We start from the raw sequence: 24,627 nt of genomic DNA, 5'->3' as shown, positions 1-24,627 counted from the left end.
GCTATTGAGCAGTCATGACAGCGAATTTTGCGGCGAAGAAAGCGAATTTTGAAGGTCTACTTACCATGCGACTGAATTTCGCCATGCCATTACTTATGACGACTCTGATGCTCTCATCGACATGGATGAGCGGCTGTCGTGGCAGCGATCAGTTGCAAGCGCAGAATGTCCCTTTGCCCTCACTGGAAAAACCGATCGCCTCAAACCCGATCGCCTCCACCGCTTCACCGACACCCTCAACCGTTGACCCAACGGTGCTGAAACAGAGCTGGGAGGCGTATCGCCAGCGCTTTATTCAGGCAGATGGACGCGTGATTGATTGGGAAGCAGAGGCTCGCTCAACCTCAGAGGGGCAGGCGTATGCCATGCTGCGATCGGTCATGATTGACGATCCTCAAACGTTTGCGCGGACGCTTGCCTGGGCAGAAAAAAATCTGAAGCGCGGCGAACCTTCAGACAGCCTCTGGGCATGGAAATGGGGACGCAATGAGCAGAAACAGTGGGGCATTCTCGATCGCAATTTTGCCAGTGATGCTGATGTGGATGCGATTACCGCCCTGATTTTGGCGAGTCGGCGCTGGAATCGTCCTGCTTATTTGACTTTGGCACAAACGAAGCTACGAGCGCTGTGGGCACTGTCAGTCATTCCTGTTGGCGACCAGCGCTACCTGCTACCGGGACCGAGGGAAGCCTTCCAGCAGCCGACGAAGCTCCTGCTTAACCCGTCCTACTTTTCGCCTGCTGCCTTTCGTCTGTTTGCTCAGGTCGATCGCGCCCGCGATTGGTCGAGTTTAGTCAATAGCAGCTATCAGGTATTGGAACAGTCGGCGGCGCTTTCAACCGTGAATTTACCCAGCGATTGGCTTGCCCTCGACACGACAAATGGGCAGTTTCAAGCGCTTTTAGGGGCAGAGCCGATCGTCAGCCGCTATGGGTTTGATGCCTATCGCGTATGGTGGCGCGTTGCCTTAGATGCTGCCTGGTATGGCGAACCGAGAGCCAAGAGCTATTTGCAACAGCATTTAGTCTCGTTGCAGCAGATGTGGCGATCGCAGCAAAAAATTCCCGCCCAGCTTGATCTTCAAGGTAAGCCTGCCGTCACCTACGAAGCCACTGCTCAATATGGTGCGCTTTATGGTGCTTTTCGCCTGATTGATCCGCAGACGGCTGAAGCAATCTATCAGAAGAAAATTATGCCCCAGTATCGCAACGGGATCTGGGAGAACAATGCGGCTTACTACACCCAAAACCTGGTCTGGTTTGGGTTAATCCCCTCGATTGCGATTTCGGCTCCGCTTCTGCAACCTGCCAACGTTACCCAACCCCCCCATCCATGAAACGCTTTTTTCATCGGCTTCGACATCTATCTCGATCGCCCGGTTATCCGCTCAACCTCACGCCCCTGGGTTGGTTGCTGCTGCTCTGCTGTAGCGTTTTCATCACCGGGTTTGGCATTCCGCTGCTGCACGGACAATGGAACGAACCCGCGATCGCTCAGTCTACAAACGTCCAAAAGCAAGAAGACCAGGTTATTCGAGACTTCACGCTGCCCAAAGCACCGAGCGAAGCGCCTGTCTACCGACCAGCGCCGCCTGCGGAAGCCCCTGCTCAACCAGACTCTGCTCAGCCTGCACCAGTGACTCCTGCTCCTGCACCAGCGAAAGCCGAGGTTAAGCCCAATACAAAGCCTAGCGGTGCTTCTGCCAGTAAAACACCTGCCAGCCAGTACGTTTTGGAGTTTAACCGCAGCCCGATCGTGGGCAATCGTCTACGGCTGCAAGGGACTTACGCTGAGAGACAACTGGCGTTTACTCGCCCTCGCAACTGGAGCCTTCAGTCAGCGAAGGCACTCATTCGCTTTCAGCACTCGCCTGCGTTACTGGCGACGCGATCGAACCTGACTGTAAGGGTCAATGGCACCAGCGTTGGCAGTACGGCACTGAATCGCAAGCAGTCTCAAATTGGTCAGGTTTTGGTTGATATTCCAACCAATTTGATTCAGGATACAAACGACATTGCGATCGTGGCGCAGCAGAATGTTGATGCCAAATGCTCTAACCCAGCCGATCCAGCGCTGTGGACAGAAGTCCTCCCTGACTCCAAGCTGTTGTTTAGCTACCAGCCACAGCCGATCCCGCTGGATTTGAGCCGTTTTCCCTATCCCTTTTTTGACAGCTTGAGCCTGGATGCTAACCGGATCGCTTACATCCGCCCCGCGATGATGAGCGAGTCCTGGCTGACAGCCACAGGGCGATTTCAGGCAGCAATGGGACGGCTGGCAGATTTTCGTCCGTTGAACACGCGCTTTGTGAAAAGTGTTGATGACTTGCAGTGGAACGATCGTCTGGTCATTCTGGGCACGCCTGCTGAGCAACCGCTCTTAAAAACACTTAAGCTACCATTTGCCGTATCTGGTAACCAGATTATAGACGGAGCGAAAAACGCCCTTCCGGGCGATGTGGGGGTGTTGATGCTGGCAGCAACGCCCAAAGGTGGCAACCCAATTTTGATCGTTACGGGCAATGGAGCGGACGGTGTAGCGAAAGCAGCGCAGTTTCTTGTCCAGCCCACAAACCGCCGCATTGGTGCTGGACAAGCCATCCTGGTTGACAATCTGGATGATGTCCCCACACCATCCGCACGGCAATGGGAGCGGGCACTACCCGATGCCAATGAATTTAAGCTCAGTGCTTTGAAAGGAGCGGATCAAGAGCCGTTCCAGGACACGACGGTTCGAGGTGCGTCAGCACCCCCCGTAGAGTTGAATTTTCGCGCCCTGCCGGATGATCACTTTACGCGGGGCAGCTCAATGGAGTTGGTCTACAGCTACAGCCCCCAGGTGAACCCCAGAACGTCGGCGGTAGAAGTGCTGCTGGATGGTGTGGTCGTGGGTGGTAAACGACTGACCTCAGAAACAGGCGCAAGCAGAGAGTCGCTCAATGTGAATTTGCCTGAAAATCTGATTACGCCGACCTCTAAGCTGGCGATCGCCTTTCGCCTGACTGCCCGCGAGCAGGGACAATGCGGTGTCGTCACGGATCAGCAGCTTTGGGGCACCGTTCATGCCAATGACACGCGCTTTAAGCTGAAGCGCGATAGCTCCGTGCAATTGCCTGATTTGAAGCTACTTCAGGTCGGTTATCCTTTTGCCGCACCGCAGGATTTATCGGGTACGGCGATCGTGGTGCCTGATTCGCCCTCTGAAACTGAACTGCTAACCATGCTGGCATTCAGTGAGCGCCTCGGACGGCTGAGTCAGGCTGAGTCGGTGAAGCTGGATGTTTACACAACAGGCACGCTGCCCGACGACGTGCGAAAGCAACGCCATCTAGTTGGCGTTGGCACTCGCGATAAGTTTCCTTTTACCGAAGCGTTTGATACCAAGCAGGGGTTCAGCCTGGGCAGCGTCTTTTCTCGTCTATGGCAGCAGCAAAAAATCCAAACGCTGCCCGATAAAGGTGGAGTGATTAAAGAAGTGATGTCGCCGTGGAACGACAAGCGTACTGTACTGGCGCTGAGCGGGCAGCAGGCGAGCGGTCTGAGTACGGTGAAAGACGTTTTGAACCAAGATCCCTGGTTCTTCCAAGTCAAAGGGGATACGGTGCTGATCAGCGCCAATGCGCAAGCCGCTTCTGTCTTTGACTCTAACGCCTACCAACTTGAGTCTCTACAGCAAGAGCCTCAGCGTCGCATTGCACAGACCAATCTACTGGCAGCGTCGTCCCGCTTTCTTCAAGACAATTGGTTCCTCTTGCCAACGGGCATCGTGATGGTATGCCTGCTGCTTTACGGCATTGTTCAGCTCTACATTAAACGCCTTGAGGGAGAGAAAAAATGACGAGTCCAGCGGCTGAAGTGCGGTCTGAGCGCCGTCGCGGTAAAGCAGAACGGTTGACGATCTGGTTGACAGAATGGCTCCCTAATTTTTTCGATCGCACCCTTCGTTTTGCGCCCAATTTCCAGTTGCTCTGGCTAATTGTGCTGTTGCTGCTCTTGTCGATCCCGCTCATTATTACCCCGTTGACCACCTGGCAGCAGACGATCGTCGCCTTACTACTCATTCTGCTAGGCTGGGTCGTCATACAAATTGAGCAACGGTACGGCGATACACGCGACAGCACAGGCTTACGCCAACGCCAGACGAGCGACTACCTGCACCTGTTCATGATTTGGCTCAGCCTGATCACCACGTTCCGCTACGTCTATTACCGCAGCAGCTACACGTTAAATCTGGATGGCTGGCTGAACAGCACATTCAGTCTTTTGCTGTTTGCGGCAGAGCTGTACGCCATCATGACGCTGGCACTTGCCTTTTTCCAGACGCTCAAGCTCAAAGATCGTCAGCCGCCCGATCTGTCAGCGATTCCAGAGCAGCAGTTGCCGACGGTCGATGTCTATATTCCAACGTACAACGAAGATGTAGAAATTGTTCGCAAGACGGCATTGGGGGCGCTGGCGATCGACTATCCCGCCAACAAAAAACGCGTCTACATTCTGGATGATGGTCGGGCAGAAAAGTACCGGGCACGTCGGGAAGCACTGCGTCAAATGTGCGCCGAGTTGGGCTGCACGTTGATGACGCGAGACAACAACGACCACGCCAAAGCAGGCAACATCAACACCGCCATGCGAAAGACCTATGGCAATTTGATCCTGATTTTGGACTGTGACCATATCCCCACGCGCGACTTTTTGCGAAACACAGTTGGCTTTTTCCAAAATGACAACGTGGCGTTGGTACAAACGCCGCACTGGTTCTATAATCCCGACCCGTTTGAGCGCAACTTGCTGACGGCGGGTAAAGTGCCTGTGGGTAACGAGTTGTTCTACAAGGTGCTGCAAAAGGGCAATGACTTTTGGAACGCAGCCTTCTTTTGTGGCTCTGCTGCCGTCATTCGTAAAGACTACGTGCTGCAAATTGGCGGCATTGCGACCGAAACCGTCACTGAAGACTGTCACACCTCGTTTCGCCTGCATTCACTAGGCTATGAGTCGGTCTACTACGACAAAATTATGGTGGCGGGGCTGGCACCAGAGAAGTTTTCCGCCTATGTGGGACAGCAAGTGCGATGGGCACGAGGCATGGCGCAAATTCTTCGGCTAGAGAACCCGTTGCTGAATCCCCGGTTGCGCTTAACGATTCCGCAACGACTGTGTTATTTCAGCGCCACCTCGCACTTTTTCTACGGGTTTCCGCGTTTGATGTACGCGATCGCCCCCACGCTTTTCCTTCTCTTCGGCATCAACCCGATTCGAGGTCTGGGTTTGGAAACGCTGGCATACGCCATGCCGCATATCTTCCTCTCCACCTACGCCAACCACATCACCTACAAAAACGTCCGCTTTTCCTTCTGGAACGAGATTTACGAATTTGCGATGTCGTTTCAGGCTGGCATTGTGACGCTATTGGCATTGCTTAACCCCAACCTCGGTAGCTTTAACGTCACTGATAAAGGCGCGTCGGTGACCAAGCGGAGTTTTGACTGGCAATCGGCTCGTGCGCTGGTCATCGTGACGATTTTGGTCATACTCTCGGTACTGGCTGTACCACTGTGGCTGATCTTGCGACCAGAAGTTGCGGAAGCGGTCATCACCAATATGTTCTGGTGCTTTTTCAACCTGGTGCTGCTGATTTCAGCGCTGTTAGTTGCCTTTGAGCAGCCGCAGTTGCGACGGGCACATCGGCTCGATCGCCAGCTAGGAGCCATCATCTACAGCCAGGGAGAAGAATGGCGCGGACAAACCATCAACGTCAGTGAAACAGGCTGTCAACTGCTGTTGGATAGCTGGCTCAACCTGCCAGATGAAATTGAGCTGGAGTTAATTGGCGATTACGGTATGCGCGCGTTTGTAAATGCCCGCATCATTCGCGTCACGCTGCTGAATGAAACGCAGGTTGTGATGGCGATCGATTTTCTGAAGCCCAGCCGTGCTCAACTTGATGCCCTCAGCCTGGTCATCTACTCGGATGTCAGAGAATGGTACTCGCAGGAACGAGGTATTGTGGATGACCCAATGGAGTCGTTCAAGTTCATCGCCACCAGCGTTTCGCGATCGTTCCGGGAACCAAAACCTGCCGCCAGTATCAAAGCCATCCGCAAGAGCATTCGAGCCGTGGCACAGCTTTACTGGGAAGGACAGTTTTATACGGCGATCGCCACTGAAATTGGTGTTCGCAGCCTCAAGCTAGAGTTAGACAGCGCTGTCATTCAAAATCTAGACGCGATGCACCAAACGAAACCACTCGTCGGGCTACTTCTGAGCCAGACTGTCAACGAGGCTTTACCCAAACGACTTCTAGCTCAGGTGCAAACCGTCGAAGCTTTCAGTGATGAATCTGGCAGCAAAATTGCGATCGAGGTCAGTTTCCCAGAAAACTTGCGCGATCGACAGGGCAGCAAAATCAAGGAGTTGGTGGAAACGTTGAATTAGTCGATCAGGTTAGTGCGGTGAGGCGATCGCTCCATAAAACCACCAGAGCTGAATTTTCTTAGTCCTGGAAAAATTCAGCATGGTTAACGGCTTTCTTGGAAGAGGATAGTTATCCAGATCTGAAGCCGGATAAGATCCCAATTTGGGTAGGTATGCAAACAAAATTTCAGCCTATATCCCTGGATGCTGGATCTTAGCCAGATCTCGATCTGCTTAATCACCCCAAATCGGGTGGTTATCCAGATTAGAGAGGCTAAAATCAGTCTAAACAATAGTTAGCTGGCTCCGCACAAAGTCCTTGCACTCGTATTTGGAGGTTGTTGGTGAGTCCGAGAACGCTCAGGAAGCGATCGGTAGCGTTATTCCTCAGTATTTTTCTTTTGTGTATCTTATTAAGTGTTCTACTCTTTAGTCGCGGTTCTACTGACGTGCCAACACGCGGAACAGTTGAGGGCAAAGTGGCGGAGCAAGTAGATGTCTTTATAACGAATGAAGCAAGCAAGGGATACGCAGGTTCGCTTGTTGTCGAAAAGGATGGCACGTTGATTCTAGCTAAGGGGTATGGTTTCGCCAATCGCAGGGAAAAATTACCGGTTACACCAGACACAATCTTTGACATCGGTTCCGTAACCAAGCAGTTTACCGCCGCTGCCATCCTTAAGCTTGAGGAGCAAGGTAGACTCAAGGTTGAAGATACAATCAGCCTTTACTTCGACAACATTCCAGAAGACAAGAAAAATATCACCCTGCACCAGTTACTCACACACACAGCAGGCTTTCCAGAAAGCTTGGGTAATGATTACGACCCTGTTCTGAGAGACGAGTACATCAACCTAGCCATGCGTGCCAAGCTTAAAAATCCACCCGGCAAAACCTATGAATACTCAAACGCAGGTTACAGCCTGTTGGCTGCGATTATCGAGCTTGTGACAGGACTATCATACGAAACATACCTGCGTAAGAATCTCTTCGAGCCAGCAGAGATGATGGAAACTGGTTATATACTACCTGACTGGCAATCGGATAAGCTGGCACATGGTTATACAACGTCATTATTAGGTTCCAGCAGAGATATGGGCACACCGCTTGACTACCCATTTGCTAAAGATGGACCTTACTGGAACTTACGTGGTAATGGTGGCATCCTCTCAACGGCGATGGATATGCACAGATGGCATCAAGCTCTTAAGAGAAACACGATACTCTCTGAGATTGCCAAGAAGAAGATGTTTACACCTTGTGTCAGTGAAGGCTTTTGGCAGAAGAGTCACTACGGTTATGGCTGGGTGATCATGCGAACCTCTCAGGGAACGTTACAGACTCACAACGGTGGTAATGATATCTTTTACGCAGACATTCACCGCTACGTTGATGTTGACGCTTTCATCTTTATCACTTCGAGTACAGGCTCACGCCTCGATGCCACCAAGCTTAGTTGGCAGGTTACTGACATCCTTTTTGACTAAAGACAAAGAAAGGTTAGGTGGTTGGGAGCGATCGGCGGCGTGATCCAGCTAACACGTCATGGCAGCGGACATGCGAACGCCGCTGGTGCTGAGTGAAAGTCCCCTGCTGCCGCTGCATTTTGCCGTTAGCTTGAAAATTAATATAGAGATCAGAACAATGAGTAACCGACAGCTTGAAGAGATGCAAGAAAAGTTGGCAAGTCAGAAATTAGCGTCTGAGCTTGGCATAGCATATGACGAGTTGCTTGAGTTGCAGTGGGATATTGATACAAACGAGAGCAATGACGGTTTGATCTATGAATATATAGTCACATTCTCTAAAGAATCCCCCAAAAAGATCCTCGACAAAATCAAAGGAATAGAGGAAGGCTATATTGTTCGTCTTCCGCCGTCGAGCTTTGAAGAGCCTGACCCGATGAACACCCGTCTAGAAGTTGAATCAGCAATTAAGCAATTGCCAGAGGATGAAGTTCGCAATCTAGCAAAATGGCTTCAAGAATATCTTGATGAGATGTGGGATCGGCAAATCGAAGCTGACTTAGCATCAGGAAAATTAGATCGTCTCATTGCTCAGGCAGAAGAGGACATTGCAGCGAACAACGTGAGGGATCTGGATGAAGTCCTTTGCGACGGCTGATTTTTGGAAAGCATATGCTGAATTATCACCTGAGATGCAAGAGCAAGCGCGGAAAACTTACCAACTTTGGCAGGAAAATTCACTTCATCCCTCGTTGCATTTCAAGAAAGTTGGTAAGAACCTTTGGTCTGCCCGTGTCAGTGGTGGATATCAAGCATTGGCTTTGAAAAAGGGCGACGATTACTATTGGATTTGGATCGGTAATCATGATGAATATGAGAGTTTTTTGAATTAGCTCGTTGCGACAGCCAGCTAACAACACAGTTCAGCGGACGGTACAGAGACTTCGTGCTACGTTCTAGTTTACTCGCCACCACTCACTTCAGCCATTAACAGTAGAAAGATCAAGATCTTTATTCCACGCAAAATTTTAACGATCGCTGCTCTTCCCGTGATCGCCAGAGCCTTGAGGACAGTTTGAAGGTTCAATTAACCTTAATGAACGAATTGAGCTTTGGGACGATGGCTGTAGATCTCAGCACTTTCCTCCTGCTCTTGACGTAAATCCTATTGGGCTTGTAAGTTCAGCCAGAACTGCGCAGAATTTCACCTAAATAAATGTTAGGCAGACGATCGTTCTTTGATGAGAACTTCTACTTAGCAGGGGATTCGTCGTTTGAGATCGTACCAACCCGATCGCTCAACTCTCTTAATTGCTCATTCAACTCTCGCTGGCGTTGAATCAAGGCATCGAAATCAGTGCGAGTCGCAAAACTTGCTTTGTTAGACTCCAACTGCTGATTCACTTGATTCAGACACGCATTCATCCCGGCAGCAAACTCATAACGTGTGAGGGGACGATCGCCCTGATATGTACCGTTAGAAGCACCAGAAACACAGCCTGTTGCAGGTGCTGTTTGAGCAGGAGCAGTTTGCGCTGTTGCTGTTGAAATGGTGATCGCTAAAGGCATTGCAACTGTTAGACAAGGCAATAGTTTTTGGACAAACTGAATCACAGCGATCGCTCCTTCCGTTCGGCTCCTCCACCTTAGCAAATCCGCTTAGAGTGAAGCGTGACAAAGTGGACTAACAGTGTTCGAGGCAGTCTTCAGTAACCACAGGTAAATTAGAAATAAAAAATAGCCATCAATGTGGTTAGACAACAGTAGCTTAGCTAAGCTGACTGCGGAATTTGTTGATGCTAACGGTGAGCAAGACGATCGCGATCGCGGCTAATGCTAGCGCGTGCATCCACAGTGCTTCTAGACCCACGCCTTTAAGTAAAATGCCACGCACGATCGTGATGTAATGCCGTAATGGATTGAGCAGCGACACGACTTGAAAAAACTCTGGCATCGTTTCAATAGGCGCGATCGCGCCTGATGTTTGCACCATTGGTAGGTTGATGAAAAAGGCGGTAAGAACAACCTGTTGCTGCGATTTAGAAATCGTTGCCAGCATAATGCCAACTCCAATCCCAACAAATAAATACAATCCAGACATAACAATAAACAGCAACAAATTTCCTCGAAACGGTAGTCCAAACACAATGCGTCCTAGACTCAGTGCTAAGAAAACATCGCCCATCAGCAGCACAAATAATGGCACAACTTTCGCCAGCAAAATTTCCCAGGCTTCGGCGGGTGTCATTAATAATTGCTCTAGCGTTCCCGTATCTTTCTCACGAACCACCGTCACCGCTGCAACTAAGCTGCCAATGAGTGTCAGCACAAATCCCATTACGCCTGGTACAAAAAACCAGCTACTAATTAACCCTGGATTGTAGAGAAAAATCACCTCAGGCTTGACCAGTGGATTGGGTAAAACGCCAGCTAAAGTAAGATTGAATTGCCGCAGGATTTGAGTAATATAACCGCTGGCAATACCAGCTGTATTCGCGTCAACGCCATCAATAAACACCTGAACTTCTGCCGTTTTTTCCTGACTGATATTACGCCTGAATTCTGGTGGAATGATGATACCAGCCGTTAGCTTACCCGTCTCGACCTGACGACTTAATTCTTGCTCTGTTGATGGATAAGATGCCACCACAAAAATACGGTTTTCTGTTAATGCCGATACCAGCTCACGGCTAACAGAAACATTGGCATAATCTACCACACCTAGCTTAAGATACTGCACATCTGGATTCAGCGCGAAGCCATACAGCAAGAGCTGAAGTGTGGGTGGCACAATTAGCAAAACGATCAGTTGCTTATCCCGCAAGATTTGGTTAATTTCTTTTCGCACCAGTGCCACCAAGCGACTGTCGAAAAAGCTTTTGAGAAAAGTAGATAGAGCTTTCATCACATTCTCTAATCTGGTAACTGCATACGACTTAAAAGATGACGGGCAATGTTAAAAAAGACCAATCCGATAACAAGCATCATTAGAAGGTCAAACCAAACCCCTGCCCAACCGATGCCACGCACAAAAGCATCACGCGTGATAATAATGAAGTAGCGCGCTGGCACAACATTGGGCAATAGCGATAGTGGAAACGGAATGTTACTTAAGGGATAAATAAAGCCGGAGAGCAAAAAGGCTGTGATAAAACCAACGAGAGAAACACCCTGTACGGCGGCATTTTGATTACCGCTGCGAACACCTAGCAGTAAGCCAAACATCACTGCAGCACTAAGATAAATGATTGTTCCAACTAATAGTGGCGTTGGATCGCCAGCGAAGCCAAAACGGAAAATTAGTGCCCCTAACAGCATGATGCCTAATGCTTCGCACAGACCAACCAGCAGATAAGCCAATGCTTTTCCTAACAGTAATTCTGAGGCAGTCAGGCTAGAGGCATAGACCTGTAGAATAGTGCCTTTTTCTTTTTCACGCACCATCGCGATCGCCGCCAGTAATGACGGAAAAATCCACAGCACTACCGCGTAGGTGCCCGGTACAATATAAAGCGATTCTTTGCGTCCGGGATTAAACCACAAGCGAGTACGAGCCTGGATTTGTTGTGTCCTTGATGACACATCGTTTGTTAAAAAAAAGTTGGTTGTTGCTTGAATGCTGTTTTTGATCACGCGCGCATTGTTCGCGTCAGTGCCATCGACTAATACCTGCACAGTGCTTTGTTTCTCTGCTTTGATGCGCTGACTAAAATCGGGTGGAATAATCACGGCTGCTTTAGCAATACCTTTGTCGATCGCATCCCGCATTGGATCATTGCCAGACCAGCGCACAGGCTCAAACTGATTGGTTGCAAACAGTCGTTCAGTATACGTTTGGCTCAGATTACTATGATCAAAATCTTGCACCACTAAGGGAATATTTTTAGACTCTAAACGGATCGCAAACCCAAAAATTAAGAGTGTCATTAACGGCAGTAAAAATGCTAACGCCAACGTCAAGCGATCGCGCCGAAATTGCGCTAATTCCTTCACACACTGAGCAAGAATACGCTTCATAATTATTTCTGCGATCGTTGTACCGTGCTGATAAACGCATCTTCTAGAGAGTAAGGAATGGAACGTAAAGAGTGAATTTTGATGTGATTAGATTCAAGTTGATCGCGCAGTTGGGGAATTTCGGTATGGGGGTCATCTACAACGACGTGGAGGCGATCGGCAAAGATAGAAACACGCCAGAATTCGAGGGTTTGTTTCAACACGTCAGAGGCGGCTTGATTTTGATCGGGCGTAATTTCAATAAGCTTTCCTGGTTGAGCGTTTTTAATCTGGCTGGGAGAGCCTTCAATCACGGTTTCACCTGCTACTAGAAAGCTCATGCGGTTACATTGCTCGGCTTCTTCAAGATAGTGCGTTGTCACCAGCACTGCTGTCCCTTGACGAGCGAAGTCGTTGATGAGTCGCCAGAACTGCCGACGTGCCAAGGGATCAACTCCAGAAGTTGGCTCGTCAAGAAACAAAATTTCGGGTTCGTGCATGACCGATGCCCCAAACGCAACGCGTTGCTTCCAACCGCCGGGAAGTTGTCCAGTCAGCAGGTTCTCTTGCCCTTCCAAGCCACAGATGGCGATGACCCAGGCAATTTTTTCGCGCCGCAAGCGTTGAGGAATGCTGTAAACGCCTGCGTAAAATTCCAGGTTTTGGGCGATCGTCAAGTCGTCGTACAGCGTAAACTTTTGGCTCATGTAACCAATGCGTCTACGGAGTGCGCCGCTGCGCAGGTTACCCGTTTCACCACCGAGAGAAATATCGCCAGAGCTGGCTTCTAGTAAGCCGCACAGCATTTTAATCGTGGTGGTTTTTCCGGCTCCGTTGGCACCCAGTAAACCAAAAATTTCGCCATAGCGCACCTCGACGTTGACGTTTTTGACTGCTTGAAACGTGCCAAACATGCGGTTGAGGTTGTGAGCGTAAATGGCAGCATCGGTAGAGAGCCGAGAACGATCGCGCTGTATCGATCGCGGAAACGAGATAAACGGCGGTTCCAGTCCCTGTTGGCGCAAGCGAGTGACGAAGACGTTCTCTAGAGTTGGTTGTGTCTGGTCGAGACTGTCGAGCGGCAGATGCGCCTGATGCAGCAACTGACGGACTTGCGTTTCACCTGTTTCAATATCGCTGACGAGAACATCCAGGCGATCGCCAAAGGTTTGTACATCACGAATGGCAGTTGCGCCGCTGGACTGTGCCTCAAGGGTCTGTTCTACTGCCTGTAGCTGGCTTGTACGCACTTCTAAGCGATGCAATCCCAGGCTGTTCTTTAGCTCCGTTGGCGTACCAATTTGTTGAATTTGCCCTTCGTACATCAGCGCCACGCGGTTGCAGCGTTCCGCCTCATCCAGATATGGAGTTGCCACAACGATCGTCACGCCTTCATTGGCAAGCGCTGCCAACACATCCCAAAATTCTCGCCGCGAAACGGGATCAACGCCTGTCGTGGGTTCGTCCAGCAACAGCACTTCTGGCTTGTAGATCAGGGCACAGCAGAGCGCTAGTTTTTGCTTCATGCCGCCCGATAGCTGCCCTGCGAGACGATCGCCAAATTTCTCAAGACTCATCAACCGCAAGTATTTGTCGCGTCGTTCGGCAAAGTCGCGATCGCTCACACTCCGCAAGCCAGCGATGTAACGCAGATTCTCATCCAGGCTCAGATCTAGATACAGCGAAAATTGCTGCGTCAGATAACCGATGCCCAGTCGTGCTTTACGAGGCGCTTGCCCCAATACCTGAATGTCTCCTGCGGTGGCTTCCATAATGCCGCCGAGAATGTGAAAAGTTGTCGTTTTTCCTGCTCCATCGGGTCCAATCAGCCCAAACACTTCGCCTGCTTGCACGTCAAAGTCGATTCCTCGCACGGCGGTTAATCTACCGTACCGCTTTTGGAGTCCCTTGACCTGGATGATCGCAGTGGTGAGGGGTGAGGAGAGGGGGGCATAGCTTGCTTCCGCTTCGCGGTGGGGAGAAGGAGAGGAGGAGGTTGTATGCATAGTTTGTAGCAACTCTCAGAGGCTTGGTTTCTCAGTAGACATTCAGCCATGTGTTGAAATCAGGAGTTGAGCAGTCAGAAATCAGCAGTTCACCCTGCTAGTGGCGCTTACATTCATACACCCCTCACTCCTCTCCCCTCACTCCTCTGCCCTTACTCCAGCACAATCTCAGCATCAGCAGGCATTCCGGGCTTCACATAGCCGTCAGGGTTGTCGATCGCAATCTTGATGCCAATCACCTGCTTCACGCGATCGTCTCGAAAGTAGATATTCTCTGGTGTGAACGATGCCTGGGGATCGATCGCGACGACTTTGGCATCTAGCGGACGCGTCGGATCAGAATCAATAAACACTCGCGCTTTTTGCCCCACGCGAATTTTGCCAATATTGCCTTCTGGCACGTAGCCGCGTAGATAAACCGTGTTGAGATTAATGAGGGATAAGACAGTTTGTCCATTGGTAACAACGGCTCCAGGCTCTTTGCTACGCGCTGTCACCACGCCATCGATCGGGCTGGTGATGTTGAGATAGTCGATCTGCGCCTGAATTTGCTTCTGGGCTTCCTGCGCGTTTTTGATATCGGCTTCGGCGGCTTTCAACTGCGACTGAGCGCTTTGTCGCTGGCGTAGCAAGGCTCCCAGTTGAGCATCCCGAATGCCAGGGTTGATCCGGTAGCTTTGTGCCAGTGCTAGACCACCAACAGCGGCATCAATTTGTTTCTGAGCCGATTCGACGGTGGCTAGGGCGTTCTGGTAGCTGGTTTCCTGTTGGTCATACTGCTCTTGCGTGACGGCACCTTCCTGGACGAGATTGGCATAGCGATCGCGCGTCACCCTCGCTAGATTTAACTGTGCCTGTGCCTGCTTCAGTTGCGCCTCCAACGAGGCTACGCTTGATGCCGCCTGGTAAACACGCCCCTGGCTGTCCTGCTGCGATTGCAAGACGTTGAGTTGCGATTCACGAATCTGGCTTTCGACCACAGCAATTTGAAGCTGTGCTTGCTGTGCTTGCTGCTGAGCAGTAATAACCCTTGCAGCCGCGCCTCGTAATTGTGCTTGTACTTCAGTGTCGCTGATGCGAACAAGCATTTGACCTTGCTTGACCTGATCGCCTTCTCGAACGGCGATCGCATCGACTCGCCCACCTGTCTTTGCACCCACATCCGTCTCATAGCCTTCAATGCGCCCGCTGACTCGCAAGTCGCGATCGGACGGACGCGCCAGAAAGTACCAGATAGCAGCACTCACTCCGGCGATCGCAACAACGCCTAGAAGCATGAGCAAGCGAGGACTCAGCTTGCGTTGTCGCTTGGCGGGTGACGATGATGCTTCTGGAGCGGTTGATCCTGGAAGACTGGTAGCCATAGTGAACCTTAGATAACTAACGGCTAAATACAACTGGGAATGATTTTGTTCATCATACTAGACTGTCTAGTATGATCAGACAACAAAACGCTGGAAAATTTAATATCCCAGTTTTTGCCTTCTTATGCGCTCGCTTATTACTATGATTAAGGACTCTATCTCTCAGCCTGAAGATCGTTCAACCCTTCCTCAGGAGAGTCAAGCCGCGAATCAAAAGCGAGAGCAGATTTTGCAGGGCGCAATGCAGATCTTCCTGCAATCGGGCTATGCTGGGACGAGCATGGATCGGGTTGCGGCTGAAGCAGGTGTTGCAAAGCAAACGATCTACAGTCACTTTCAGGATAAAGAAGGGCTGTTTAAGGCGCTAATGGAGCAAGTCACGCTCGATCGCTTCCGTAGCGTGTTTTCTCTAGAAGATTTTGATGGCGATCCAGCCATTCGGTTGCGCCAGCTTGCTGAGACATATCTAACCAAGGTTGCCGATCAGAATTATTTGTCAGTAATTAGAATTATCATCGGTGAGTCAGAACGGTTTCCAGAACTGGCTCGGCTCTGGACGAGTACCGTCATCCAGCGTGGTCGCGGCTTGCTGTCCGGTTACTTTGATGCACATCCAGAACTTGGCATCGCAGATTCCGAGGCAATGGCACACATTTTTTTCGGGTCTCTGGTGTCGTTTGTCTTGATGCAAGAAATGCTCTACGGCAAAGAAATGATGCCACTGGAACGCGATCGCCTGATCACAACCCTCCTTACCCTGATTCTAAAAAACGCATGAAAGGCATCTGTGGAAGACTATCGCCTACTCTCTAGCGATCGCCACATCGCTCGACTTGATGACCGCATACGCCTCCTGTCCTTCAGCAAGCTCCAGTTCCTCTACAGAGACTTTTGTGATGATCGAGACCAGTGCGATCGGCTGCACGATCTCCAAAATGATTTCGCTATTCACTGATCCCATGACGATTCGCTTGATGCGTCCTTTCAGAAGGTTACGGGAGCTGACTTTAATTGGTTTCTTGGGGCTAATAGGTTGCGGACTAACAAGCTCGATCGGAGCCGAGAACACGTCCGACGCTTCAGGCTGACCTGGTAGAGAAGCTTGAGGTTTTGGGTCAAGGCTGCGGATCAACTCCCGCAAAATCTCTGTTTTAGTGCGCTGCGATTCCTGGCAGTACTGCTCTAGAAGCGCCCGTTCGTCCTCAGACGACTGAAAGGTAATCCATCCTTGCTCTTTTCTAGGCATTGGTCTACCAACTTACTTGGTAAATAACGGCTTGGTTGGTAAAATCCTACCAATTGACGCAGTTTCAAGATTGTATGACTAGACGAATTCTACGCTTCATTGCTTGGCTGCTGATCGCGTGTTCGCTGGTGGTGAGTCTACGTTTTTTTAATGGGTCTAGCGCGATCGCTCAGAACAAACCATCCCTTCTGGTCTCTGCTGCCATCAGCCTGAAAGACGCGCTAGAAGAAATGAAACCGTTGTATAAACCAGCCAACCTGACCTACAACTTTGGTGCGTCGGGATCGCTGCAACAGCAAATTGAGCAAGGCGCTCCTGTAGACGTTTTTGTTTCTGCGGGGGAAAAACAGGTAGATGCGCTAGAAGCCAAGGTACTGTTAGTTCCCGGTACGCGCAGCAATCTGGCGACAAATCGGCTCGTTTTGATTGTGCCTAAAAACTCGATCGCGGGCATTACTGGCTTCTCTAGCCTGACGAACGGGAACGTGAAGCGGATTGCAGTCGGTGAACCTCGAAGCGTTCCTGCCGGACAGTACGCTGCTCAAGTGTTTCAAAAACTAGGAATTGCAGAGCAGATTAAGCCAAAGTTAGTCTTGGCAAACAATGTGCGTCAGGTGCTGGCAGTCGTCGCGGCAGGCAACGCCGATGCGGGGGTTGTTTACCTCACAGATGCAAAGACTACCGATAAGGTGGCGATCGTGGCAACGGCAAGTGAATCGTCTCATGCTGCCATTGTTTATCCGATCGCGGTCATCAAGAGCAGCAAAAATGTTTCTGCCGCGAAAGAGTTTGCCCAATTCCTTTCCTCCAGTCAAGCAAAAACGATTCTGCGGAAGTATGGCTTCATCGTTAAATAGTTTGCTCAATGCCTTCAGACCTTTCTCCACTGTGGATTTCTCTTAAAACAGCACTCTTAGCAACGGTGGTAACATTCTTTGTCGGTATTGCCGTTGCCTACTGGATGCTGCACTATCGAGGCAAAGGGAAATTCTTGCTGGAAGGTCTTTTGATCTCTCCCCTATTGCTACCGCCGACGGTCATTGGCTTTCTGCTGCTGCTACTGTTTGGCAAAAACGGTGTTGCTGGACAGGTGCTGCAACCGTTTGGCTTCAGCGTTGTGTTTACCTGGTACGGTGCAGTGCTGGCAGCAACGGTGGTAGCGTTTCCGTTGATGTACAAAACCACCCTGGGCGCGTTTGAACAAGTTGATGGCAGCCTCCTCGCAGTGGCTCGAACCTTAGGGGCTTCTGAGTGGAGAGTGTTTCGTCGTCTACTGTTGCCGTTAGCACTTCCTGGCATTGTTGCTGGAACCATGCTGGCGTTTGCGCGAGCTTTGGGCGAATTTGGTGCCACGCTGATGCTGGCGGGCAATATTCCCGGTCAGACGCAAACGATGCCGATGGCGATTTACTTTGCGGTGGAGGCAGGCGCGATCGAGGAAGCCTGGTTCTGGGCGATCGCAATTATGAGCCTTTCTCTGTCGGGCATTTTTGTGGTCAATCGTTGGCAGCAATCAGGAAGCAGGAGGCAGGAGGCAGAAGGCAGGAGGCAGGAGGTAGAAGGCAGCGGTCAGCGGTCAGCGGTCAGCGGTCAGCGGTCGGGATCAACTCGAAATCACTCATCACCCCCTCCCCCCCTCCCCCCCTCCCCCTCTTACCCCATCCTCTCAAAAGGCTTAAGCGTAGACATCCAAACGCAGCTATCTGGCTTTCAACTCTCGATCGCCTTTGACATTGCTGCATCAACATTGGGCACATCAACGCTGGGCATTCTGGGCAGTTCGGGCGCAGGCAAGAGTTTGCTGTTGCGTTGCCTTGCTGGGTTGGAAACACCAACAAAAGGGCGTATTGTGCTGAATGGGCGAGTGCTGTTTGATTCTAGCCAGGGGATCAATGTGCCAAGCTGCGATCGTCGCATCGGCTTTTTAGCGCAAAACTATGCCCTTTTCCCCCATATGACGGTGGCACAAAATATTGCGTTTGGTCTGCCCAAGGGGTTGCCTGTTGCCGAAAAACGTCAGTGGGTAGAAGCTCAGCTCATGACGGTGAAGCTGGTAGGACTGGGCGATCGCTATCCGCAGCAACTGTCGGGCGGGCAGCAGCAGCGAGTCGCGCTTGCTAGAGCATTGGCAAATCAACCAGAAGCATTGCTGCTGGATGAACCGTTCTCTGCCCTCGACACGGCATTGCGAAGTCAGATGGAGCAAGAGATGATCGAGCGCTTAAGCCATTTTGACGGTGTGAGTCTACTGGTCACTCACAATCTCGAAGAGGCGTATCGCGTGTGTGAGGATCTCCTGGTTCTGGAAGCTGGAGTGGCGATCGCGCATGGCTCCAAGCAAGATGTGTTTGAACATCCCACGACATCCGGTGTGGCTCAACTAACAGGCTGCCAAAATATTTCCCATGCGGTGGCAGTCTCTCCAAACACCATTGAAGCGACTGATTGGGGAGTGCATTTACAGGTGATGGAGCCACTTCCCGATCGCCTGACTCATGTCGGTATCCGAGCGCAACAGCTCAGCTTCACTCACGATCGCACCACTCACGATCGCACACAACCCAACACCGTTCCTTGCTGGCTAGTCTCAACCAGTGAAACGCCCAATCGGATCACGCTTTTGCTGAAATTTCATGCTCCTCCCGCGCACACTCAGGATTACCATGTGCAAGCAGAACTGTCCAAGAACGCATGGGCAGCGCTCAAGGAGTGTCCCCGTCCCTGGCTCGTGCAGTTGGCTCCATCACGATTGCTTTTGATGCCAGCGACAACGCCAGTTTTAGAGAGTTAGGACAGATGTTTGCTTGTCATAATGTTAAGAGCGTATGCTGTCGAGACAAGTATTGAGGTCAGACTGTGGATGAAACTTTGGCGCGATCGCGGCAACTAAAACAAGCTTTAGCTGATTTTGTGCTGGATGCTGAAGGAGAGTTGGCGACCGCCTTAGAACGCTACTCTGCCGAACAGTTGGCACGATCGCAGCAGTCGGATCAGCACCAGCAGGCATTGGTGATCGATCGCTTCTTGGTGGAAGGGATCGTTGGTGATCAAACACCGATCGACCTTTTTATCGCCGATACTGCTGATCTATCTGAAAGTGATCGACAACTGCTGAAGGGCTGGAAGCGTAGCTTTGTCGGGCTGTTTGCTGTCACAAATCGGTTGCCAGATGGCTTTGAGTTGATGAACTGGCTCACAGCAAAGCCCTACACCGTCAAGCCAAACGATCCAGCAGCGCTAGAAGAAATGCAGCGCTTCAAGCTCGGTGAAATTCTGCTGACTCAAATCGCTCCCATCACCGATACCGTCTGGACGTTTGCAGCGCCATGGAAAGCGATGGGCAACCTGGGCAAACCAAAGCTGGCAGTGGCGATCGGCAACTTCAAGCAGAACTATAAGGAATCACTCTATAGCGACGCGCCAGAACTGCTGGAAGAAGCATGGCGATCGGTCGAACGCTATCATCAGGACTTTCTAGACTTTTTTGGGAGTGATGCCATCACGCTGCCAGGCTATCAACTGGTGAAGAAAGTTGCTGAATTTCAGGAAGTGCTGACTAAAAAACAATTGGCAGAGGCAGGGATTGACGAATCGAAATCGATGGCAGATCTGGCAGCGGAAGCGGGTATGGACGAAGCAGCGATCGAAGAAGCCGCCGAAGCAATGGGAGCCGATGCCAAAGCCGTGTCAACCATGCTAAAAAGCAAAGAAACTGCCGCCAAGATGGTCACGCCCAAAATTGATCTGCCGCCCGAATTGAAGAAGGCAGAAGCGGTGACAGTCTTAGCCCACCCCCGCTGGGGACAAATGTTTTTGCCAACCTACACCCAGTTTGAAACGCTACTGCAAGCCGACGATTGGCACAGCGTTCCAGGCGCAGAGAAGCTGGTGCGTAAGTATCTCGACGATCCCACCATTAATGCTTTCGTTTGGCACCGTCTAGCAGCAGCGCACCCAAAAGCGTTAGGAACGGTGTTGCGATCGACCCTAGAACGTCCCACCTTCGACCTTCAAACTGATCTCGATCCACTGCTGCAAGAGTACAAAAAGCCTTTGCAACCAGAGCTTCCAGAAATCGCCAGCGTACCGCTCCATCTTCACGACCTCTTTCAGGAAGCGTTGAAAGAGGTAAGCAAGTCAAAACCAAAAGATAAGGAGGGGCAAAAGCCCAAGAAAGGATTTCAACGCTGAACGAACGTGTACGACCTGATGACGGGTTTGCACCGTTCTGTGGCAAACCTTTGGGTTGACCATTTTGCACCGCTAATCACGGTTTAAAGCCAGCGCTGTCTTGTTAATGCGCGCGTTGCACTTGCGGGGATTGTAAATACTGGTGTACCAGGTGCAACGTTTGCAAACATCTGGGAAATCACCGCGCTCGTGACGATCGATCAGGTCATCAATAGCTGATCCATGCCAAATGTCTGTTAATGAGGATTCGTTGAGGTCACCAATAATCAGTTCCGCTTCAACATCCCGACAGGCGCAAGCGTTCACCTTACCGTTCGCAAGAATGACGGGCTTCCGGTACAGCAGCTCACAAGCTCCTCTCTTGTACGGAGGCAACACAGGTTCCAACCCGACGTTTCTTAACGCGTCGCTCTTGACTTTACCTGCCCAGGAGTCGAAAGTTACGACTCCTTGAAGCTCAAGCAAGCCCTCCTGAACGTACTGCTGGCACTGTTCCCAAAAATCTCCAGTCCAATTTGAGGATGGACATCGCATAGCAAGGCTAAAGCGCATCGAAGAGCCTGAGTTGCGTTTTGCTGCAATGAACGCCTCAACGTTACGGCGCACCAACTCAAAGTGGTCAACGCCCATAATGGAGTGATAGGTCTCGCGATCGAACCCTCCCCAAGACACCTGCACGTGCAGTTTCTTGCTGTATTCCAGCAGCCGTTCACTGACATGAGGCTTCATTAGAATGCCGTTGGTATAAAAATCGAAGCCTTGAATTTGAGGGCGTTGGTTCAAGTCATCAAGTCGCTCAAAGAGGTGGCGATCGACAAACGGATCACCCACGATCGGTGTCAGAGAAACATACTGACCACCCATAGCGACATACTCATCCATAATCCGCCGAAACTGCTCGACTGGCATAGTATCCTTCGCCCGCTCCATTTGAGGATAAGCGCAGAAGACGCACTTGGCATTGCAAATATTTGTACCTTCGAGGTGAAGGTTTTGAGGCAACTTGCGAGTCGATTCCAGCGCTTGTCGAATCGGCTGCCGCTCTAGCCTAAAGCAATACTCCGTCAGAATAATATCGAGCAAACGACCCACATGCCGTTTGAGCGGGCGAAGGATATGGGTATTAATCTGACTGACGAAGCTGTATGAAAAAGCGCTTCTCAAAGTAGGAGTCATAAGAGATTTCGCAGTGAATGGGACGGCACGAAAGCCGATCGAATCCTCAGCGGGTCTTGGATCGATGTCTGTGCCTGCAACGACAATGAGCAGTCAGATTTTGTTCCATCAACGACTGCATATCCATCTACACTGTTATTTGAATGCTGTCCTATCAAAGGCGACACCGATACAGAATCCAAGTTAGCAGCACCTTATGCCGTCAAGGCTACGCTAATCTAGATCAAGAATGATCACAACCTTATTTAAGAGGATGTTTTAAAAGTCCAGATTCTTGTAGCCCTGGCGACTGAAGTCGCGGCTACACGGACAAAACCTGCCTTCGCAGGTTCCCAAGCCTTCACGTTTCGGTAGTCCGCGCAGGCGGACTTTGTTTACGTAGTCGCGGTTTTAACCGCCAGACACTTTTCAAACAACCTCTAAGAGGGATTGAAGCCTTAAAGGACGAGTGAGTCACATTACTGGTCTACCAAACGGCTCCTGTTTGAAGTCCAATGCCCTCCCTGCTGTCAGAACACTGCCTGTCCATAGTAATGCCCTAGACAGCGAAGATCATTTCTCCCAATAAGGCTTCACAGCATCTTGATTTGGGACACGGAACCGTTTTCGATCGCCTCTAATGCCTTTTTGCCCAGCTAAGGGAGAAGCATTTTATGCGGCTGATATCTAAAAGGCAGCGGTCGGTTTGTCTACGAATGCAGCCATCAAGCCGCTGTTCTCTTGACCTTCTGCCTCTTTGCGACGGTACTTCACTGAATGAGGAACTGCCATAACAATACCGAAACCAACCGATTTGAACCACGACCTCAAAGCACGACTCAGCGTTTTTCTACACGCGCTCATTTAGCAGTGCAGAAAAGCGCTTGTCTTGTCGCAGAACGTCAAAGTCTGAGTTTGTTCTAGCGATCTCACGGTATTCGCCTGGACTTAGCGTTACTGCTAGCTGTAGGTTTTCAAAGGCTAAATCGGAGTTCCCCTGTAGGGCATAACAGCAGGCTTTGTTGTACAGGGTATGTGGGCTGTTCGGTCTGAGCTGTAGGGCTTTGTCGTAACTGGTTAAAGCAGCTTCTAAACGACCCAAATAGTAGAGAGCGTTGCCTCGATTGGTCCACGCTTCTTCAAAATCGGGTCTAAATTCCAGCGCTTTGTCGTAGCTGGCAACGACTTTTTCGATGCGATCGAGCCGACGTAAAGCCAGTGCGCGGTTATACCATGCCCAGTAGTAGTCCGGCTTGAACTCGATCGCCCGATCGTAGCTCACCACAGCATCGTCGTAGCGTCCTAGATTACGCAGAGAGATGCCCCGGTTATACCAAGCCCAGTAATAGCTCGGTCTGAACTTGATCGCCTGGTCATAGCTGACGATCGCCTCTTCGTAGCGTTCCAAATCGTCTAGAGCGCTACCTCGATTATTCCAGGCTTCTGGAAAGCCCGGTTCATAATCAAGCGCCTGGTCGTAGCTAGCGATCGCGGCTTGATAGCGTCCCAGATGGTACAACGCATTACCCCGGTTGTACCAGGCATCGGGATAATCGGGCTGTAGCTGTAGCGTGCGATCGTAGCTGGCAACCGCAGCGTTAAAGTCCTTCTGTTTATTCAGATAAAGCCCTTTCTGGAAAAAGAAGGCGGCTTCCACATCCTGAACGTGGCTCATAGGTTCAGTATCTCAATGATTTCTTGTGCTCAATATGCCCAAGATCGGCAGTGGAAAAACATCTTTATGCATATTCTCAACAATTAGCCTGGAACGGCTATGGGCAATGGGTGAATCGCCTCTCATTCCTGTCTCTGTAGGATTACCTGAAGCTGCTGCGTTTGTAAGATCGCTTGAAAGTGGTTGTCACCTTTTGCCAAGGCGCGGTAGAGAGGCGGATTGAGTTTGATTGCCCGTTGGAGGTAGTTGAGTGCAAGTTGGGTATCACCCTTCAGAGCATAACAGCGTGCTTTACTGTACCAGGCATCAGGATTGTTGGGTTTGCTTTGCAGAGACTGGTCGAAACTGGCGATCGCGTCGTCATACTCTCCCATTTTGGTGAGGACGGTGCCTCGGTAGTTCCAGGCATAATAGCAAGAGGGATTGATTGTCAGGGTTTGATCGAGACTGGCAAGTGCTAGAGAGAGTCGATTGAGACTGGTCAGCACTTTGCTGCGACTGTACCAGGCTTTGTAATCAGCAGGATTAGACTCAATGACGCGATCGAAACTGGCAAGTGCTTCTTCATAGCGTTGCAGATGTGCTAAAGCATTGCCCTGGTTGTAGTGAGCTTTGAGATCACCAGGGGTTAGCCTGAGCGTTTTGTTAAAGCTGATCAGTGCGTCGTCGTAGCGCCCCAGTTTTGCCAGCACAATGCCTTTGCCATGCCACGCTAGAGCAAACTCAGGATGAATGCCTAACGCTTGCTCAAAACTGGCAAGTGCTTCCTGGTAACGGCTTAAGTTTTCGAGTGCGTAACCACGGTTAGTCCAGACTTCGCAAAGATCAGACTGAGTTGCTAGAACCCTGTCATAGCCAGCGATCGCGCCTTCATAATGCCCCAAGCCGTACAGAATATTGCCGTGACTGTACCAGGCAGCAGAGTTCAGATCATGCTCCATAAATCACCCTAGACCCCAAGAACTCGTGTTCCTAGAGTGACCAAAAGCGAACCAAATTCTCTCACAGGTGTCTAGATTCCGTGAATTTACGCCTATTGTCTATGAAGCAGGCAGGAATTTCTCTTAAGCCATTCCAACTCTTAAGCCATTCCAACAATGATGTGTACGCTCATGAA

General features: G+C 50.6%; 19 protein-coding genes. 10 read left to right on the top strand and 9 right to left on the bottom strand.

Going from position 1 to position 24,627, the window contains the following annotated elements; all coding sequences use genetic code 11:
* Positions 1-14: 14 nt before the first annotated feature.
* From AC5JO6_RS27805 to AC5JO6_RS27780, 6 genes are all read left to right on the top strand, one after another.
* A complete protein-coding gene (locus AC5JO6_RS27805) occupies positions 15-1,337 on the top strand; it encodes a family 8 glycosyl hydrolase (protein WP_496084296.1) in 1,323 nt (440 codons plus the stop codon).
* On the top strand, positions 1,334-3,838 hold the full coding sequence (locus AC5JO6_RS27800; protein WP_496084295.1) for a cellulose biosynthesis cyclic di-GMP-binding regulatory protein BcsB: 2,505 nt from the start codon (positions 1,334-1,336) through the stop codon (positions 3,836-3,838). The genes AC5JO6_RS27805 and AC5JO6_RS27800 overlap by 4 nt, the downstream gene beginning before the upstream one ends.
* The gene (locus AC5JO6_RS27795) at positions 3,835-6,432 is read left to right on the top strand and encodes a glycosyltransferase family 2 protein (protein ID WP_496084294.1); all 2,598 of its coding nucleotides are present in this window, start codon (positions 3,835-3,837) and stop codon (positions 6,430-6,432) included. The genes AC5JO6_RS27800 and AC5JO6_RS27795 overlap by 4 nt, the downstream gene beginning before the upstream one ends.
* Before the next feature lie 323 nt (positions 6,433-6,755).
* On the top strand, positions 6,756-7,898 hold the full coding sequence (locus AC5JO6_RS27790; RefSeq protein ID WP_496084293.1) for a serine hydrolase domain-containing protein: 1,143 nt from the start codon (positions 6,756-6,758) through the stop codon (positions 7,896-7,898).
* A gap of 415 nt (positions 7,899-8,313) precedes the next feature.
* The gene (locus AC5JO6_RS27785; RefSeq protein ID WP_196514387.1) at positions 8,314-8,535 is read left to right on the top strand and encodes a hypothetical protein; all 222 of its coding nucleotides are present in this window, start codon (positions 8,314-8,316) and stop codon (positions 8,533-8,535) included.
* A complete protein-coding gene (locus AC5JO6_RS27780; RefSeq protein ID WP_496084292.1) occupies positions 8,513-8,770 on the top strand; it encodes a ParE family toxin-like protein in 258 nt (85 codons plus the stop codon). The genes AC5JO6_RS27785 and AC5JO6_RS27780 overlap by 23 nt, the downstream gene beginning before the upstream one ends.
* 358 nt (positions 8,771-9,128) lie before the next feature.
* Here AC5JO6_RS27780 and AC5JO6_RS27775 read toward each other — a convergent pair whose 3' ends face one another.
* The 5 genes from AC5JO6_RS27775 to AC5JO6_RS27755 all read right to left on the bottom strand — a co-directional run bounded on the left by AC5JO6_RS27775 (position 9,129) and on the right by AC5JO6_RS27755 (position 15,243).
* On the bottom strand, positions 9,129-9,491 hold the full coding sequence (locus tag AC5JO6_RS27775; protein ID WP_496084291.1) for an S-layer homology domain-containing protein: 363 nt from the start codon (positions 9,489-9,491) through the stop codon (positions 9,129-9,131).
* A 154-nt stretch (positions 9,492-9,645) separates the two neighbouring features.
* A complete protein-coding gene (locus AC5JO6_RS27770) occupies positions 9,646-10,782 on the bottom strand; it encodes an ABC transporter permease (protein ID WP_496084290.1) in 1,137 nt (378 codons plus the stop codon).
* Between the two features lie 8 nt (positions 10,783-10,790).
* Complete coding sequence (locus AC5JO6_RS27765) at positions 10,791-11,894, bottom strand: ABC transporter permease (RefSeq protein WP_496084289.1); 1,104 nt, start codon at positions 11,892-11,894, stop codon at positions 10,791-10,793.
* Positions 11,895-11,896: 2 nt separating this feature from the next.
* On the bottom strand, positions 11,897-13,879 hold the full coding sequence (locus AC5JO6_RS27760; protein ID WP_496084288.1) for an ATP-binding cassette domain-containing protein: 1,983 nt from the start codon (positions 13,877-13,879) through the stop codon (positions 11,897-11,899).
* A 152-nt stretch (positions 13,880-14,031) separates the two neighbouring features.
* Entirely contained in the window at positions 14,032-15,243 is a 1,212-nt protein-coding gene (locus AC5JO6_RS27755) for an HlyD family secretion protein (RefSeq protein ID WP_496084287.1), read from the bottom strand.
* A gap of 142 nt (positions 15,244-15,385) precedes the next feature.
* Between AC5JO6_RS27755 and AC5JO6_RS27750 the strand changes: the two genes are divergently transcribed.
* On the top strand, positions 15,386-16,021 hold the full coding sequence (locus tag AC5JO6_RS27750; RefSeq protein WP_496084286.1) for a TetR/AcrR family transcriptional regulator: 636 nt from the start codon (positions 15,386-15,388) through the stop codon (positions 16,019-16,021).
* 24 nt (positions 16,022-16,045) lie between these two features.
* On the opposite strand, the gene AC5JO6_RS27745 is transcribed toward AC5JO6_RS27750, so the two are convergent.
* Positions 16,046-16,489: a TOBE domain-containing protein gene (locus tag AC5JO6_RS27745; protein WP_496084285.1), complete on the bottom strand. Its 444-nt coding sequence runs from the start codon at positions 16,487-16,489 to the stop codon at positions 16,046-16,048.
* A gap of 74 nt (positions 16,490-16,563) precedes the next feature.
* On the opposite strand from AC5JO6_RS27745, the gene modA reads away from it, so the two are divergent.
* From modA to AC5JO6_RS27730, 3 genes are all read left to right on the top strand, one after another.
* Complete coding sequence (gene modA / locus AC5JO6_RS27740) at positions 16,564-17,346, top strand: molybdate ABC transporter substrate-binding protein (RefSeq protein ID WP_496084284.1); 783 nt, start codon at positions 16,564-16,566, stop codon at positions 17,344-17,346.
* A gap of 8 nt (positions 17,347-17,354) precedes the next feature.
* Positions 17,355-19,280, top strand: coding sequence for a molybdate ABC transporter permease subunit (modB, locus tag AC5JO6_RS27735; RefSeq protein ID WP_496084283.1), 1,926 nt, complete (start codon positions 17,355-17,357; stop codon positions 19,278-19,280).
* 65 nt (positions 19,281-19,345) lie between these two features.
* Entirely contained in the window at positions 19,346-20,680 is a 1,335-nt protein-coding gene (locus AC5JO6_RS27730) for a hypothetical protein (RefSeq protein WP_496084282.1), read from the top strand.
* Positions 20,681-20,752: 72 nt separating this feature from the next.
* Here AC5JO6_RS27730 and AC5JO6_RS27725 read toward each other — a convergent pair whose 3' ends face one another.
* From AC5JO6_RS27725 to AC5JO6_RS27715, 3 genes are all read right to left on the bottom strand, one after another.
* Positions 20,753-21,856 carry a radical SAM/SPASM domain-containing protein gene (locus tag AC5JO6_RS27725; protein WP_496084281.1) on the bottom strand — a complete coding sequence of 368 codons (1,104 nt, stop codon included), beginning with the start codon at positions 21,854-21,856 and terminating at the stop codon, positions 20,753-20,755.
* Between the two features lie 829 nt (positions 21,857-22,685).
* Positions 22,686-23,510: a tetratricopeptide repeat protein gene (locus AC5JO6_RS27720; RefSeq protein WP_496084280.1), complete on the bottom strand. Its 825-nt coding sequence runs from the start codon at positions 23,508-23,510 to the stop codon at positions 22,686-22,688.
* A gap of 122 nt (positions 23,511-23,632) precedes the next feature.
* Positions 23,633-24,451, bottom strand: a complete 819-nt coding sequence (locus AC5JO6_RS27715) for a tetratricopeptide repeat protein (protein ID WP_496084279.1) — start codon at positions 24,449-24,451, stop codon at positions 23,633-23,635.
* Positions 24,452-24,627: the final 176 nt, after the last annotated feature.

Source organism: Tildeniella sp., assembly GCF_059505325.1.
The sequence above is the reverse complement of the archived record's forward strand: the minus strand, read 5'-3'. Positions and strand labels throughout refer to the sequence as shown.

Bases quoted from the DNA above. Each gene is read 5' to 3' on its own strand.
- AC5JO6_RS27760 (WP_496084288.1), bottom strand. From the start codon at position 13,879: ATGCATACAACCTCCTCCTCTCCTTCTCCCCACCGCGAAGCGGAAGCA.
- AC5JO6_RS27805 (WP_496084296.1), top strand. From the start codon at position 15: ATGACAGCGAATTTTGCGGCGAAGAAAGCGAATTTTGAAGGTCTACTT.
- AC5JO6_RS27750 (WP_496084286.1), top strand. From the start codon at position 15,386: ATGATTAAGGACTCTATCTCTCAGCCTGAAGATCGTTCAACCCTTCCT.
- AC5JO6_RS27765 (WP_496084289.1), bottom strand. From the start codon at position 11,894: ATGAAGCGTATTCTTGCTCAGTGTGTGAAGGAATTAGCGCAATTTCGG.
- AC5JO6_RS27770 (WP_496084290.1), bottom strand. From the start codon at position 10,782: ATGAAAGCTCTATCTACTTTTCTCAAAAGCTTTTTCGACAGTCGCTTG.
- AC5JO6_RS27795 (WP_496084294.1), top strand. From the start codon at position 3,835: ATGACGAGTCCAGCGGCTGAAGTGCGGTCTGAGCGCCGTCGCGGTAAA.
- AC5JO6_RS27720 (WP_496084280.1), bottom strand. From the start codon at position 23,510: ATGAGCCACGTTCAGGATGTGGAAGCCGCCTTCTTTTTCCAGAAAGGG.
- AC5JO6_RS27785 (WP_196514387.1), top strand. From the start codon at position 8,314: ATGAACACCCGTCTAGAAGTTGAATCAGCAATTAAGCAATTGCCAGAG.
- AC5JO6_RS27725 (WP_496084281.1), bottom strand. From the start codon at position 21,856: ATGACTCCTACTTTGAGAAGCGCTTTTTCATACAGCTTCGTCAGTCAG.
- modA (WP_496084284.1), top strand. From the start codon at position 16,564: ATGACTAGACGAATTCTACGCTTCATTGCTTGGCTGCTGATCGCGTGT.
- AC5JO6_RS27715 (WP_496084279.1), bottom strand. From the start codon at position 24,451: ATGGAGCATGATCTGAACTCTGCTGCCTGGTACAGTCACGGCAATATT.
- AC5JO6_RS27780 (WP_496084292.1), top strand. From the start codon at position 8,513: ATGAAGTCCTTTGCGACGGCTGATTTTTGGAAAGCATATGCTGAATTA.
- AC5JO6_RS27755 (WP_496084287.1), bottom strand. From the start codon at position 15,243: ATGGCTACCAGTCTTCCAGGATCAACCGCTCCAGAAGCATCATCGTCA.
- AC5JO6_RS27800 (WP_496084295.1), top strand. From the start codon at position 1,334: ATGAAACGCTTTTTTCATCGGCTTCGACATCTATCTCGATCGCCCGGT.
- modB (WP_496084283.1), top strand. From the start codon at position 17,355: ATGCCTTCAGACCTTTCTCCACTGTGGATTTCTCTTAAAACAGCACTC.
- AC5JO6_RS27745 (WP_496084285.1), bottom strand. From the start codon at position 16,489: ATGCCTAGAAAAGAGCAAGGATGGATTACCTTTCAGTCGTCTGAGGAC.